Annotated in this window: 12 protein-coding genes; 6 read left to right on the top strand and 6 right to left on the bottom strand. The window is 54.9% G+C overall.

All coding sequences use genetic code 11. The features are described from left to right. Positions 1-5 precede the first annotated feature (5 nt). The 4 genes from FHC52_RS07540 (at position 6) to FHC52_RS07525 (ending at position 6525) form a co-directional block, all read left to right on the top strand. Positions 6-2672 carry a response regulator gene (locus tag FHC52_RS07540; RefSeq protein WP_220420004.1) on the top strand — a complete coding sequence of 889 codons (2667 nt, stop codon included), beginning with the start codon at positions 6-8 and terminating at the stop codon, positions 2670-2672. Continuing rightward, entirely contained in the window at positions 2669-4843 is a 2175-nt protein-coding gene (locus FHC52_RS07535) for a glycosyl hydrolase 2 galactose-binding domain-containing protein (protein WP_220420003.1), read from the top strand. Before FHC52_RS07540 ends, FHC52_RS07535 begins: the two co-directional genes overlap by 4 nt. A 94-nt stretch (positions 4844-4937) precedes the next feature. Continuing rightward, positions 4938-5225 (top strand): VF530 family DNA-binding protein, encoded by a 288-nt coding sequence (locus FHC52_RS07530; RefSeq protein ID WP_023292372.1) that lies wholly within the window; start codon positions 4938-4940, stop codon positions 5223-5225. Positions 5226-5232: 7 nt separating this feature from the next. Beyond that, positions 5233-6525, top strand: a complete 1293-nt coding sequence (locus FHC52_RS07525; RefSeq protein ID WP_126287890.1) for a glycoside hydrolase family 10 protein — start codon at positions 5233-5235, stop codon at positions 6523-6525. Positions 6526-6563: 38 nt separating this feature from the next. On the opposite strand, the gene dsbG is transcribed toward FHC52_RS07525, so the two are convergent. From dsbG to FHC52_RS07495, 6 genes are all read right to left on the bottom strand, one after another. Continuing rightward, the gene (gene dsbG, locus FHC52_RS07520) at positions 6564-7322 is read right to left on the bottom strand and encodes a thiol:disulfide interchange protein DsbG (protein ID WP_126287888.1); all 759 of its coding nucleotides are present in this window, start codon (positions 7320-7322) and stop codon (positions 6564-6566) included. A gap of 41 nt (positions 7323-7363) precedes the next feature. Further along, positions 7364-7975, bottom strand: coding sequence for a DsbA family protein (locus FHC52_RS07515; RefSeq protein WP_126287886.1), 612 nt, complete (start codon positions 7973-7975; stop codon positions 7364-7366). A 7-nt stretch (positions 7976-7982) separates the two neighbouring features. Next, the gene (locus tag FHC52_RS07510) at positions 7983-10007 is read right to left on the bottom strand and encodes a protein-disulfide reductase DsbD (RefSeq protein ID WP_128299274.1); all 2025 of its coding nucleotides are present in this window, start codon (positions 10005-10007) and stop codon (positions 7983-7985) included. A gap of 48 nt (positions 10008-10055) precedes the next feature. Beyond that, complete coding sequence (locus tag FHC52_RS07505) at positions 10056-10424, bottom strand: hypothetical protein (RefSeq protein WP_126287882.1); 369 nt, start codon at positions 10422-10424, stop codon at positions 10056-10058. Positions 10425-10511: 87 nt separating this feature from the next. Then, positions 10512-11072 carry an RNA polymerase sigma factor gene (locus tag FHC52_RS07500; RefSeq protein ID WP_126287985.1) on the bottom strand — a complete coding sequence of 187 codons (561 nt, stop codon included), beginning with the start codon at positions 11070-11072 and terminating at the stop codon, positions 10512-10514. Between the two features lie 5 nt (positions 11073-11077). Next, entirely contained in the window at positions 11078-11497 is a 420-nt protein-coding gene (locus FHC52_RS07495) for a hypothetical protein (RefSeq protein WP_220420002.1), read from the bottom strand. Positions 11498-12067: 570 nt separating this feature from the next. Here FHC52_RS07495 and FHC52_RS07490 point away from each other — a divergent pair. Together FHC52_RS07490 and FHC52_RS07485 are read left to right on the top strand one after the other, a co-directional pair. Further along, the gene (locus FHC52_RS07490) at positions 12068-13435 is read left to right on the top strand and encodes an AAA family ATPase (protein WP_220420018.1); all 1368 of its coding nucleotides are present in this window, start codon (positions 12068-12070) and stop codon (positions 13433-13435) included. Then, a complete protein-coding gene (locus FHC52_RS07485) occupies positions 13435-14289 on the top strand; it encodes a DUF4435 domain-containing protein (protein ID WP_126287878.1) in 855 nt (284 codons plus the stop codon). The genes FHC52_RS07490 and FHC52_RS07485 overlap by 1 nt, the downstream gene beginning before the upstream one ends. The last annotated feature ends 113 nt before the right edge of the window (positions 14290-14402 follow it).

Below are 14402 nucleotides of genomic sequence, written 5' to 3'. Positions count from 1 at the left end.
TCACGATGAGCGCATTCACGTACGATCTTAACGCGCTGCCGGCCGCCGTCATGATTTATGACGCCGAGGAACGCCTGCAGGCCTGGAATCACAACGTGGCCCTTTTTTATCCGGTCATCACCCCGTGGCTGAAGGTGGGCACAACGCTGGAGTCGCTGGCGGAACGCTTTATCGACGCCGTTTACAACGTCGACCCTGGCCTTCGCCAGACGCTGCGCGAGTCGATCGTGCGCAACTGTCGGCAGGATAAACACTGCGAAGTGCGGCAGGCAGGCCAGCGGCGGATCTTCGTCCAGCACCAGCGCCTTGCGGACGGCGGCATTGTCAGCCTGCACAGCGATGTCACGGAGTTGGATGAAGCACAGCGGGCGCGTCATCAGCTGCATGACGATTTTCTGCTGACGGCGGAATCCATCCATATCGGGATCTGGGACTGGCAGGTGTCTGGCGACACGCTCCAGGTCAACGATACCCTGCTGGCCATGCTGGGCCAGTCGCGCACCCAGTGGCGATATCCGGTGCGTTTTCTGCTCAATCAGGTCCACGAGAACGATCGCGCTGCGCTGCGCAAGGCGCTGCACGCGTCGAAGCAGGATCATCGTCCGGTCTTTGAATGCGAAATTCGCGTGCATCACCCTACCGAAGGTCTGCGCTGGATGCTGCTCTCCGGCCAGGTGGTCACGCTCTCCATTGAGGGAAACGCCGAGCGCGTGATTGGCACGCTGCAGGATATTACGCGCCGCAAGGAGGCTGAAATTCAGGCGTTCGCCTCGGCCATTGAGGCACAAAAAGCCAATGAGGCGAAAAGCGCGTTCCTGGCGAATATGAGCCATGAAATTCGCACCCCCATGAACGGCATTATTGGCATGACCCAGCTGTGCCTCGATACCTCTCTCAGTGCCGATCAGCGCGACTACCTGACGCTGGTGATGAGTTCTGCCCAGTCTCTGCTGCATATCATCAACGACATTCTCGACTTTTCCCGAATCGAAGCCGGCAAAGTGGAGCTGGAGGCGGAGCCCGTCCCGGTCCGCCCCTTCATTCAGTCGCTTATTCGCCCCCACATGCCGGGGGCGAGCGAAAAAGGCATTGAGCTGCTGGTCGATATTGCGCCCGACGTTCCCGACGTGCTGCTGGTCGACGGCGCGCGGCTGCGCCAGATCCTGACCAATCTGCTGGGTAACGCGCTGAAATTTATCCATCAGGGGGAAGTTATCCTGATTGTTGAGCCCGACGATAGCCCGGATCGATGGCGTTTCCGGGTGTGCGACAGCGGCATTGGCATACCGGCAGATAAGCAGAAAGCCATCTTTGAAGCCTTCAGCCAGGCGGATAACTCAACCACCCGACGCTATGGCGGTACGGGGCTCGGGCTAACCATCTCAGCGCGACTGGTCGCGGCGATGGGCGGCGAATTAACGGTCTCCAGCGAGCCGGGGAAAGGCAGCGAATTTTCCTTCGTGCTACCGCTTGCGGCCCAGGCGCCCGGCCCGGAGGAACGCCGGCATAGCCATCGCTTTAACGGGGAACCCGTGCTGGTGGTTGATGATAATGCGACCAACCTGCGGCTATTGGCCGCCATGCTTAGCCAGATGGGGCTGAAACCCACCTGCGTTAATAACGCCAGCGAGGCCATCAACCGGGTTAAAACCGGAACGGCATGGCCCCTGATCCTGCTGGACGCGCAGATGCCGGATATGGACGGCGTGTCGCTGGCTCTCGAACTTTCGGTGCTGCCGCAGGTTGCTGAAAGCCATATCATCATGCTGAGCTCCATGAGCCGACATTTTGATATCAATATGCTGAAGCGGATCGGTATCCAGAACTACCTGCACAAACCTATCGCCCAGAATGAATTGCATCAGGCGATTGCCGCGGCGTTTGAACGTGCACCAAAGACGGTGAGTGAAAGCGCGCCCGCGCCCACCGTCGCGCCGGACACGGCCGGGCTCAGGGTCCTGCTTGCGGAAGATAATCTGGTCAACCAGAAGGTCGCCGCGCGCCTGCTTGAGCGGCTCGGGCACACCTGTCAGATCGTCGATAATGGCGTCGCACTGCTGGAACGCTGGCGCGCGGGCGTGTGGGACGTTTTGCTGATCGATCTTCAGATGCCTGAGATGGACGGTGAAACCGCCATTCGCCTGCTGCGTGAAGAAGAACGCGCCCGGCCCGGACCGGCGCAGCCCACCGTCGCCATGACGGCACACGCCATGCAGGGGGATAAAGAGCGCTGTCTTCAGATGGGTTTCGACGGCTACATTGCCAAACCCATCAGCCAGGAGCGTCTCGCTGAGGAGATTGCTCGGGTGCTCCCGCGCCACGATGACCCTTCCGCCTTCCCGGATGAAGCACGCCTGCTGAAGCAGTGCGCTGACGACCCTGCTCTGGTCCAGGAACTGCTGGCCCTGTTTGGCGAAGGGCTGGAGGAGGCCATGAAGGCCATCACCCTGGCTATCGACAGCGACGATCGTGAAGCGCTGCGCCGCGCCGCCCACAAGCTGCGAGGAGAAGCCGTCACGCTGGATTTCGGGCGACTCGCCCGTCAGCTGCAGGCGCTGGAGAGCGAGGCGCACACGCTGGAAGGGCAACAGCTTGCGATACTAAACCAGCAGCTTCAAAAGGAATCGCTGCGCCTGATGGCGTGGCTCAACGCGCGCGGGGTAAACGCATGATGACTCGCAACTGCGCGCTGCTCGTTGCCCTGTTGACCACCCATACGGTGGCGAACGCTGCGCCGGTCAGCTGGTCTCTGGCCGGAGAATGGCAGGTTCAGGACGCCAATGATAGCGCGCGTCCTGCCGCATCAGGCTGGCGCCCGCTTCAGGTCCCCGCCAACTGGTACAGCGCCGGGTACGATCATCAGGGCGCGCTGTGGTACAAGCACGCGTTTTCCCTGCCCGTGCAGCCGCCCGACGTAATGAGCACCCTGGTGTTTGACGGCGTCGACTACCTGGCCGAGGTCACCCTGAACGGCCAGCCGCTCGGCCAGCATGAGGGCTATTTTCAGCGCTTTTCGCTGGATGCCGGTCAAGCGTTACAACGTCACAACCGACTGGTGGTCAGGGTGGACAGCCCTTACGAAGATCCCACTAAGATCTGGCCGCTGCATAAAACGGTCATGAAGGGGATCCTTAACCAGCATGACACCCGTCCCGGCGGGGCCTGGTCGCCGCAAGGACAGGACGCCAACTCGGGCGGCATCTGGGCGCCGGTGAGGCTGCATCTTAGCCGGGGCGCTACCCTTGATGAGACCATCCTGCGGCCAGACTGGTCACAGGGGCTGACGCACCCCGCGCTGAAAGCAGACATTCGCTATCGCGCGCTCGATCAGGGCCCGGCGACCGTGCGGCTCACCGCCACGCCCGCCAATTTCAGCGGCAAGCGCTTCCAGGCTGACTTTCCGGTTACCCTCGAAAGCGGCGCCCATTCCGTGCAGCTGACGCTGCCCATGCCGAAGGCAAAACTGTGGTGGCCCGTCGGTACCGGAAAACCCCACCTGTATACCATTCGCGTGGCATTGCGGGATGAAAACGGCCTGATGGATACGGCGGTCACCCGCACCGGGCTGCGCAAGATCGTCGAGCAGCCCGACAATAAGGGCTGGCTCATTAACGACAAACGCCTTTTCATTAAGGGCAGTAATTACATCGGTTCCCCCTGGCTCAGCACCATGACGCGAGAAAAATACCGTCGCGATCTTCGTCTGGTGGAAGCCATGAACGCCAACGCCATACGCGTGCACGGACACGTTGCCGGACGTGCGTTGTATGACGTGGCCGATGAGATGGGCATGATGATCTGGCAGGATGTTCCGCTGCAGTGGGGTTACAACAACAGTGCGGCTTTCACGGAAAATGCGGTTCGACAGACGCGGGAGATGATCGAACAGTTCGGCAATTCCCCCGCCATCATCGTCTGGGGCGGGCATAACGAACCGCCGTGGAACTCGCCGTGGATGGAAAAACGCTTCCCGGACTGGAATAAAAATCTGAATCGCGAGCTCACGCAAAAGGTGGCGGATACGCTTGCCGAAGATACCTCACGCATCGTGCACCGCTTTTCCGCCGTTGAGGAGCATTACTGGGCGGGCTGGTACTTTGGTACCGTACGCGACCTGCTTGCTCCGGCCAAAACGGGGATCATCACCGAGTTCGGCGCGCAGGCACTTCCCCGCTTGTCGACGCTAAAAACCATCATCCCGGCGGCGTCACTCTGGCCCAAAACGACCGCCGCTGACGATCCCGGCTGGACCGTCTGGAAATACCATAATTTTCAGCCCTTCCAGACCTTTAAGTTTGCCGGTATTTCGCGTGGGGACAACATTCAGGCGATGATCCGCAATACTCAGGCGTACCAGTCGCAGCTGGTGGCCACGGCGGCAGAGAGCTACCGTCGACAGCGCTACCAGCCGGTGACGGCCCTGTTCCACTTCATGTTTGTAGAAACCTGGCCCTCCATCAACTGGGGCGTGGTGGACTACCTGCGTAAGTCTAAAGCCGGGTTTTACGCCTTAAAACGCGCCTACCAGCCTGTTTTGCCGTCCATTGAACCCGTCACGGCGCAGTGGCAATCCGGGGCGGCGGCGACCGTGCGTCTGTGGGCCATCAACGACACCTGGAAACCGTGCCGCGAATGCCGTCTGAGCTGGCGCATCACCCAGCGCGATAAGGTGCTGGCAAATGGCACGACGACGATGACGATCGCAGCAGACTCGGGAACGATGGTAAAAGCGGTCACGGCCACGCCCGTGGGCCAGGACGACGTGTCGATTCGGTTTACGATTGAAAACAGCGCGGGAAAAATTGTCGGCGAAAATCAGCGCACGGAGTCCGTCATAAAGTGAGCGAGGGGAAAAGGAAAATTGCCGCTTCCCCTGCTTTCTTGTACCCTTTCAGCGTTTACCCCAATCCCCTAAAAATCGAGACATCCGGACGCCTATGACTGCACATATTTCCAAAGATCCTTTGCATGGCGTAACGCTGGAGATGATGGTCAACGCCCTGGTGGCGAAATATGGCTGGAGCGAGTTGGGTGACCGCATCAAAATTAACTGTTTCAGAAAAGACCCCAGCGTTAAATCGAGCCTGAAATTTCTGCGCCGCACCCCGTGGGCGCGCGCGGAGGTTGAAGCCCTGTATCTGGACTCTCTCAGCGATGAGGGAAATACAGAGCAGGCGGCGCCCGCCTTTAATCCCTGGGCCAACAGCAGGATTATCAAGAGCTAATACGCAAATGACGCGACACGTAAAACGGATTGGTGCGCTGGCTGCCTGCGCGCTTTTACTTGTAAGCTGCTCCTCAAAACCACCCAAATCGCTGGTTACCCCTCTTCCCACCGTCAGTAAACCGACGCCGCAGGCAAACGCCCCGATGCGCGGCATCTGGCTGGCGACCGTCTCGCGTCTTGACTGGCCGCCGGTGGCCTCGGTGAATGGCCGCAGCGCGGACCAGCGCATGGCGATGCAAAAGCAGGCGCTGATCGCAAAGCTCGACAACCTTAAGCAGCTCGGCATCAACACGGTATTTTTTCAGGTGAAGCCGGACAGCACGGCGCTCTGGTCATCCAAAATTTTACCGTGGTCAGATATGCTGACCGGCAACATCGGTGAGTATCCGGGATACGATCCGCTGCAGTTTATGCTTGATGAAGCGCACAAGCGCGGCATGAAGGTCCATGCCTGGTTTAACCCCTATCGCGTGTCGACCAACACCAAACCGTCCACCATCGCCGCCCTGAACCGGACGTCATCCCAGACGCCGTCCAGCGTTTATGTCCAGCATCCGGAATGGGTCCGCATCTCGGGTGACCGCTTTGTGCTCGACCCGGGCATTCCGGAGGTGCGCGACTGGATAACCAAAGTGGTCACCGAAGTGGTGGCGAACTACCCGGTAGACGGCGTGCAGTTTGATGATTACTTCTATGCCGAATCGCCGGGATCCGCGCTCAATGACGCGCAGAGCTGGCGGCAGTACGGCCAGGGGTTTGCCTCAAAAGCCGACTGGCGAAGACACAACACGCAGCAGCTGATTGTCCAGGTCTCCCGCGCGATCAAGCAGACAAAACCCAACGTGGAGTTTGGCGTCAGCCCGGCGGGCGTGTGGCGCAACCGCTCCTTTGACCCGGCAGGCTCCGACACCCGCGGCGCCGCGGCCTATGATGAATCCTACGCCGATACGCGTCAGTGGGTGCAGCAGGGCCTGCTGGACTACATCGCGCCGCAGATTTACTGGCCCTTCTCCCGGGATGCCGCGCGCTACGACGTGCTGACCAGATGGTGGGCCGACGTGGTGAAGCCGACCCACACTCGCCTGTATATCGGCATTGCGTTCTACAAGGTGGGCGAGCCGTCGAAAAAAGAGCCGGACTGGACGGTTCAGGGCGGCGTGCCGGAGCTGAAAAAGCAGCTCGATCTCAACGATTCGCTGCCCAACGTCAACGGCACCATCCTGTTCCGGGAAGATTACCTGAACCAGCCGCAGACCCAGCAGGCGGTAAACTATCTCCGTGGACGCTGGGGTAGCTGAGTGACCACCAGGCAGAAACGCCCGTTTCTGCCTGTTTTTTACGGCTTCGGCCCGAACATCGCCTCGAGCTGCTGCGCATCCGGCATCCCCACCACCTGCTGCAGCTCGTTTTCCGCATTCAGATAGTAAATTGCGGGCGTGGCGTTAGCGCCCAGGCTGTCCATCAGCGTCTGGTGCTTCTGCAGGATCTCTACCGTTTCGCGAGAAGCGTCCCCTTCAGGCTTGGGCAGTTTTTTGCCGCCGGAAAGCTCGTATTCGCGCCAGGCCGAAACCGGATCTTTCGCATTCAGAATGGCGGCGGCGTTGCGCCCGCTGTTAGGGTTGAGAAACGCCACCAGCAGCGTATTGAGCTGCACCTTACCGGCCTTCACCCACGGCTGCGCCTCGGACCAGAACTGCTTGCAGTACGGACAGAACGGATCGGCAAAGACAAAGACCTTGCGCGGGGCGCTATCCGCCCCTTCCTTCAGGGGATGCGCCGCGTTGAGGTTCTTCCACATCTCGCGTCCCATCGGGGCGTAGATCTCTTTCTGGAAAACCCCTTCGCTGAGGTTTTTTCCTTTGTCATCGTACAGATAGCCCGAAATGACGTGTTTGCCGTCCGGGGTTAAAAAGAGCGTCACGCCCATATCCTGATACTGCCCCAGCCAGGCTGGCGCCCCGCCCGGCGCATCCAGCTTCTTGATGATGTTGATCTGCTGCTGCTCGCTGAACTGCTTCACCACATCCGGTATGGCTTCAGCCGCCTGTACCAGCCCTGACGTCGCCAGCGCCGAAAGTAACAGTAATTTTTTCATTTCCCTCTCCGGTTTATCGGGGGCATTTCGCCCCCTTCAGGTTAGCGGTTTTTCAGTGCTTCACTGACCATTTCGTCGAATTGTTCGAACGGCACCCAGCCGGGAAGCAGCCCCTCGCCGATAAGCGTGGCGGGCGTGCCCTGGATCCCCATTTTTTCCGCCACAATGAGGCTGCGCCTGATCGTCAGAAAACTCTCCTCGTCCGGCGTCGTCACGTTCACGCCCGCCCGCTTTTGCGCCTCCTGAATGCTGGCGTCATCGTGGTACCCCTTTTTCGCCATCAGGGTGTGGTTCAGCTTCATAAACTGCTCAGGATGCGCACGCCAGACGGTTAACGCGTCTCGTGCGGCGGTCAGCGAACTGTCCGAGCGGAAAGGTAAAAACTTAAACACCACCGCCACGTCCGGGTGTTTTTCGACAATCTTCTCCAGGTACGGATCGAATTTTTTACAGTACGGGCAGTTGTAGTCGGTAAACACCACCAGGGTGAGCTTTGGGTTTTTCGCGCCGATGCGCGGGGAGTTTGGATCGTTAAACAGGAAATCAGCGATTATCTTCTGCGCGCGCTGCTCCTGGTCCGGCGTCAGCGGCTGCGCGGCGAATACCTGAAGCGGGGCCAGCAGGAGCAGAAGCGTAATAAGGAATTTTTTCATGACACAGTTAGCCTTTTGCGTTGTTCAGGGTGGTGACCAAGGTGCGCTTGTCCAGCAGCGGCGAGAGGATCTCGCCATCAGGCAGGCCGGGGCCATACACCGCGTTAAACGGAATGGCGTAGCGGTTTCGCTTCGCCAGAAAATCCGCGATAAACGCGGACGGCTGGCTCCAGTCCCCGCGCAGGGCCACCACGTCCGGCTGGCGCAGCGCGGCAATCACGTCCGGCTGACTGAGTACGCGGTGCTCGTTAACTTTGCACGTCACGCACCAGTCCGCGGAGATATCCACAAACACCCGTTTCCCCTGCGCCAGCGCGTTCTCGATAGCCTCTTCACTGAGCGGCTGCCACGGGATAGTCTGCGCAACGCTTTGTGCAGGAGCGTCAGGCGGCGCGTTAAGCAGACCGCGCAGCTGATACCCGCCGAACGCCGACAGCGCGATGACCACCAGCCAGAACAAGAGCGAAGATTTTTGCCCCTTCAGCGCGAACAGCACCAGCGCAGCGGCAGTCAGCGCCAGCATCACGATCTGGCTGACCGCCTCGCCCAGATGCACGCTCAACAGCGTCGCCAGCCAGAGGCTGGAGGCCAGCATCATCAGGCCAAGGATGACCCTGAGCGTGTTCATCCAGCGGCCGGGTTTCGGCAGCAGCATGGCCGCTTTCGGCACCAGGGCAACGAACAGCCACGGCAGGCTCATGCCCACGCCGAGCATCATGAAGATAAGCCACAGGGCGTGCAGCGGCGCGCCAAGGGCAAAGGCGACCGCGGTACCGAGGAACGGCGCGGAGCACGGCGTTGCCAGCAGCGTGGCGAACATCCCTTCGCAGAAGCTGCCGCCAATCCCCGATCCCCCTGCCGTCGCCAGCCGTCCTGCGGCGGCAGAAGGGAGCAGCATTTCAAACGCCCCAAACAGGTTCAGCGCAAACAGGAAGGTCACGGCAACCATCAGGCCGATAAACCACGGGTTCTGGAACTGAATGCCCCACCCCAGCGACGCTCCGGCCAGCTTCAGCGCGGTGACCATCCCGGCCAGCAGCATGAAGGAGGTGAGGATCCCGGCGCTGGTGGCCAGAAAGCGCAACCGGATGGCACGCCTGTCCGATCCCGCCTGCAGGATGCTGTTAAGCTTCATGCCCATTACCGGCAGCACGCAGGGCATCAGGTTCAGGATCAGCCCGCCTAATAGCGCAAAGAGCACCATTTTTCCCGTCCCGTCCGGCACGGAGGTCTCTTCGGGCGTTGTCCCAACGCTCATGGTGGTTTGCTGTGCCCGATCGCCGTTGGTCAGCACAAACGACAGCCTCTTGCCTGCCAGCGAGGCGGGTTTGTCTCCCCATTCGTCGGTCACGGGCACCGTCACCCGAAGCGCAGTGCCGTCGTGTTTAATGACCGGCTCGCCGGGCAGAATATCGCCCTCCAGCGGGTCAAAGTAGATCCCCGGATTGTCCCATTTCCCGTCCGTGGTGCCGGTAATCACCAGCTTGTCGCCAGAGAGCCAGGCGGAAAGATCCGACGACACGCCTGATGAGCCCGGAACGGCGCGCATCGCTTGCCCGAAGGCGCTGCGGAAGCCCTCATCCACCGGCTGGGTAAAATCGAGATGCAGCGGGTAGTCCGTCAGCAGACAAACGTTGCTGCACGTGGAGAGCGTGAGCGTCCCGTCGAGCGTGTCGCCCTTCACCCCGTCGAGAACGATCGGGATAGTGACCTTATCGTGATAGCCCTGCGTCGTCATGCCGGAGATATCGAAACGCGACGGTACCGGCCAGGACCAGCTGTCCGTTACGCCGTCCGGCCAGCTGATTTTCGGGGCCACGCCGCCCTCGCCCGGCGATCGCCAGTAGGTTTTCCAGCCGGGCTTTAGCTCAACGGTGAGCAGACCCTTAATGTGCGTTTGTTCCCTCTCCGCCTGAAAGCGGATGCGGGCGTGATCGTTTTGTGGGGAGACCAGCCAGCCGGTGTCCGCCGCATGGACAATGCCGATGCAGGACAGCCACAGGAAGACGAATCCCCTGAAGAGGTTAACCATGTTGTACTCCGTGAACAGTGAAAAATTATCGTGTGAGGACGATGTTTTTCATTCACGGAAAACGCAGTTTTTCAGGTGTATTCGGGGAGGCGGCGCCTGAACGGGCTGTTCCACGGGAACCAGTGCCCGCCCTTGCGTAAACAGCTGCAGCAGCGCGAAGAAGATAATAATGGCCGGTAACGCACCGTCGAAGAACAGCGGCTGGGCGCAGAGAAGCGAGTGTGCGCCCAGCTGACAGGGCGATGGCCCGGACTGCTCGGTGCTGGTTTGCGTTGGGGCATCAGCACTCAGCGAAATCTGCGGATCCAGTCCCTGTAAAAAATGATTGAGCATCACCGCACGCTGTACGAGGCAAAGCGCCATCGCGAGACAGGTGATAATCAAAAGCCATTTTCCGAGGAGCTGACGGTTGCGCATAACATTCCAGAGTGACAAGACGCCCCGATCATAAACGATAGTGATGAATCTACAAGTGCCGGAAGTGTAAGGTTTTGTCTGCCGCCGCTATTCGCCCGTCAGCGCGTCATAGACGTCCCGCAGCCGCGTGCGCAGAAACAGCACCGCCTTGTGCTTGCGGGATAACAGCGCCTGTTCGCTGGCGCCGGTCTCCTCTGCCAGCATTTTAATGCTGTAGCCGTGGAGCTCGGTCTTTTCAAATACCTCCCGCTGCGGCGGCGAGAGTTCAGACAGCGCCTGGCCCAGCTCTTCCCACAGCAGCGTTTTGAGGTACTCCTCCTCCGGCGTGTGCGGTACGCCGAACAGGGTTTCGGCCAGCTCGTCTTCCGGATAACCGTCGTCATCTTCGCCCGTAAAATAGCCGGAGAGCGACACCTCGCGCTTCTTACGCGCCCGGTCGGTCATTTCGTTACGCGCCGCGCGGAACAGCCAGGCGGCAACGTTTTCGACCGGCTGCTCCACTTTCATCAGCTGATACGTCACTTCCTGCAAAATGTCGTCGGCATCATCGCGCACGGAGGTCCGTCCGCGAATGAAGGCTTTCAGCCGGGCGCGGCAGGCATTGAGCGCCGACATCAGCATGGATCCGCCCGCCTCCCCGGCTTTCATCTCGCTCACTCCGCGTCCGGCGCTTTTGGCGTAGCGTCATCGCGCTTATCGTCACGATGGCCGTGCCAGCCGCAGTGACCGCGTCCGTGGCGACCAAACCCTTCACGGCGCTGCTGAATAAACGCCTCACGCTGTTCGGGCGTCATGTTCATCCAGCGCTCGTGCATGCGGCGGTGCGCGCCAAACATCCCGGGGCGGAAACCCAGCCCGCCAAACAGAATGCGGCTCAGCACCAGAATGCCCAGCGCCTGCCAGAATCCGATGGCCTTCACGCCGAGGATGGCCGGGAGCAAGGCGTTCCACAGGGACATCATCAGAAGGCCGAGCACGATGAAAATCACCGCGCCGATGATTAAACCTTTGCCCATACGGTGGCGACCGAATCCGCGCCCGTGACCTCTGCCGTGCAGTTCAAAATCTCTCATGGTGTTTACCTCGTTTACAGTAATTGATTATGGCGTGTGATGAGGTAGACGGATGAGGGAGGGAAATATTGCTGGGATGAGTGAAAAAATGTTGAGGTTCGAGTTGAGGATTAGTGCGTGAAATCTCTGAGTCTTATATGTTTGGCTAAGTCATTCCACATGAGGTCTGTGAAGTTATTTAATTTGATAGTATGAGTTCATACAAAGACACATCTGTTAGTTGCACCCATTGTTTCAAATCCATCAATTACTCAAGATTTTTACTGTAAAAATCACCCTCAACTCTCAGAAGTAAACTCCCTAATTCTCCACTTTTAACAATCACAAATCAACTCAACCCACCGTTATAATTTGATATGAAATAGTTTCAGATGAAATAGTAAATCAAGGTGCTTTCTGGTTTTTAGGATTTTTTAAAATTTCTAGTTGGTACTATTTAGCTTCCATGTATATGTGGTAACATTTCAAGAGGTTAGTCAAAATACCAGTAACATTAATCGAGAATAAAATGGAAAACTATTTACGAAAAGTTGTAATCGAGGGACTGTTCGAAAAAACAATAATTATTCTATTGATTTTATTGAAGGAGCCAATTGTATTTATGGGGATAACGGCACAGGAAAGACTTCTATAATTAATTTAATCGTAAGTTCGCTAAGTTGTGATTTAAATAAGCTTAAGACTGTGCCCTTTGAGTCCCTTTCTTTATATACAGCAAAAACAGGACAAGTTAGGGCTAAAAAATTCATTATTGTCCGCAAAAAAAACCCTGAAATCATAGATAGTAAGCTCGAAACTGGGTACATAAAGATTGAAATCGTTAATGACCCTGATTTTATCGAAATCCCTTTTTACGGAAATAATCAACTACCAGGTTATTGGGAGGAAGTTGAAAATTCCATTTCCGCCAAGATAGAGAATTTTAAGAAGAAGGTACTCTCCGAACTTACACTCACTCATGTTCCATTATTAAGGGTGCATGATAGCGAAATTTTTAATGAAGGAGGCCATGATGAATATTTACAAATGGTTCTTAGAAAGAAAAGAATCCATCACAAACAAATTACTGAAATCATGGACCCTAGTTTTAGAGTCATTTCCTCAATACAGTCACAATTCATAGATGAAGTTAACGCTCGTCGCAAACAAATAACAGCTTCTTTAGAAAACCTTAAGTCGAGAATAATTGAAAAAGTAATGATTGACCAAAAACTCATTACTCAGTCTAAAAAAGCATTGCATTCTGTTTCTAAAGTAATGAATAGCCCAGACAATACTGTTGATGGCAATAGCTATTTTAAGAAGTTAAAAGATGCTAACATTGATGTACCTGAAGAAAAAGTAAAAGAGCATTTCCAATTATGGTCTGATCTTGGTTATAAATGCCGAACAGAATATGCAGAACTTTCAAGTTTCAAAATCACAAATAATGAAAAAGAACTGGAAGCCCGTCGAAGATCCCAAGAAAAGTTCAATAATACTTACATGACATTATTCTCCATCACAAATATTTATGACCGTTTTCTATCGATTGTGGAAGACGTTGAGAATATGCAAAATCAGAAAGACCAAATCTGGAAAATATTCACAGATTATGAAAATGAAGTTAACTCATATTTTAACAATTCAAAAATATTCAAGTTATCAGAAGATGGGGATTTTAAAATCTTCTCTAAAAAAAGAAAAATTGAATTAACCGACTTATCGTCCGGTGAAAAACATATTATAACCATACTTGGCAGAGCAACTCTTTCTAACATGAATGGGGCGGTATTTGTAGCTGACGAGCCTGAACTTTCTCTTCATCTTGACTGGCAAAGAAAAATATTAAATTCCATTAAAAAACTTTCACCTTTATCCCAGATAATAGTTGCCACACATTCACCCGCCATATTTACTAAAGGTATCAACAAAATCAATCTAGAGGACTGCAAATAATGGCTGGCACTCCTACTTATGACATCGAAGAAAACCTTCGAAGAATAGACATGCAGCGAACATTAAAATTTATTGTCGTTGAAGGTAGCGATGATGTTCCTATCTATGAAAATATCATATCGGCAAGTACGGACGAAGATATAGACTTCGATGTTATTCATTCGGGTGGCAAACCTCGGATAAAAACATTTATTAATGAAAACCCTAGCCTGAGTAATTGCATATTTATCATCGATCGCGACTTTGATGTTTTGGACTGTCATAATGAGAAACTAGTTCACTTAGAAAGATATTCAATAGAAAACTTCTATTTTTGTGAAGACGTTTTAAAAGCTGTTGTCGCCATGTCTATAAAGCTCAAATTAGAAGCTGTAAAAGACGTGTTTAACATGGACGAATTTATAGAACATAGCACTCCGCTTTTAATTAAACTTTTTCACGCCGTATATTATTATCAAACTGTGGAGGCTGTAAGATTAAATAACGAAGGTTGCGATGCGCAAAGTTGGAGCGATGCATTCATTTGCAAGGATAATAGTTGGAATGTATGTCCAAAAAAAGTTGACGACCTTATTACTAAGTTATATCCAAATGGATATGACGTTGAAACTGCAGAGCAGCATTATTCTGAACAATATAATTCATCTGGAAACATAATCTATGATTTCCCTGGTAAAATGTTAAAGGTTGCACTTCAGCGATATCTAAAAGATAGCGTTATGAAGCTAAATACTAAATTGGGAAGCAAATTCAGTAATACTGATGTTACATGCACTTTATTAATGTCAAACTTACATCGTTCTAAAAAATTACAAATAAACCTAACTCCTGTTTACGAATTTCTTAATCGATAAAAAAACCGCCCCAACACTTAGTGCTGGGGCTAGAAATCACCAAATAAAACTCAACTTTTAATTATCATTAACAAAGTTAAAATACATTGACTATTTCGCTCTACAGTCACTTC

Origin of the sequence: Enterobacter sp. EC_64 (genome assembly GCF_019584165.1) — a bacterium.
GTDB classification, from domain to species: Bacteria; Pseudomonadota; Gammaproteobacteria; order Enterobacterales; family Enterobacteriaceae; genus Enterobacter; species Enterobacter roggenkampii.
The sequence above is the reverse complement of the archived record's forward strand: the minus strand, read 5'-3'. Positions and strand labels throughout refer to the sequence as shown.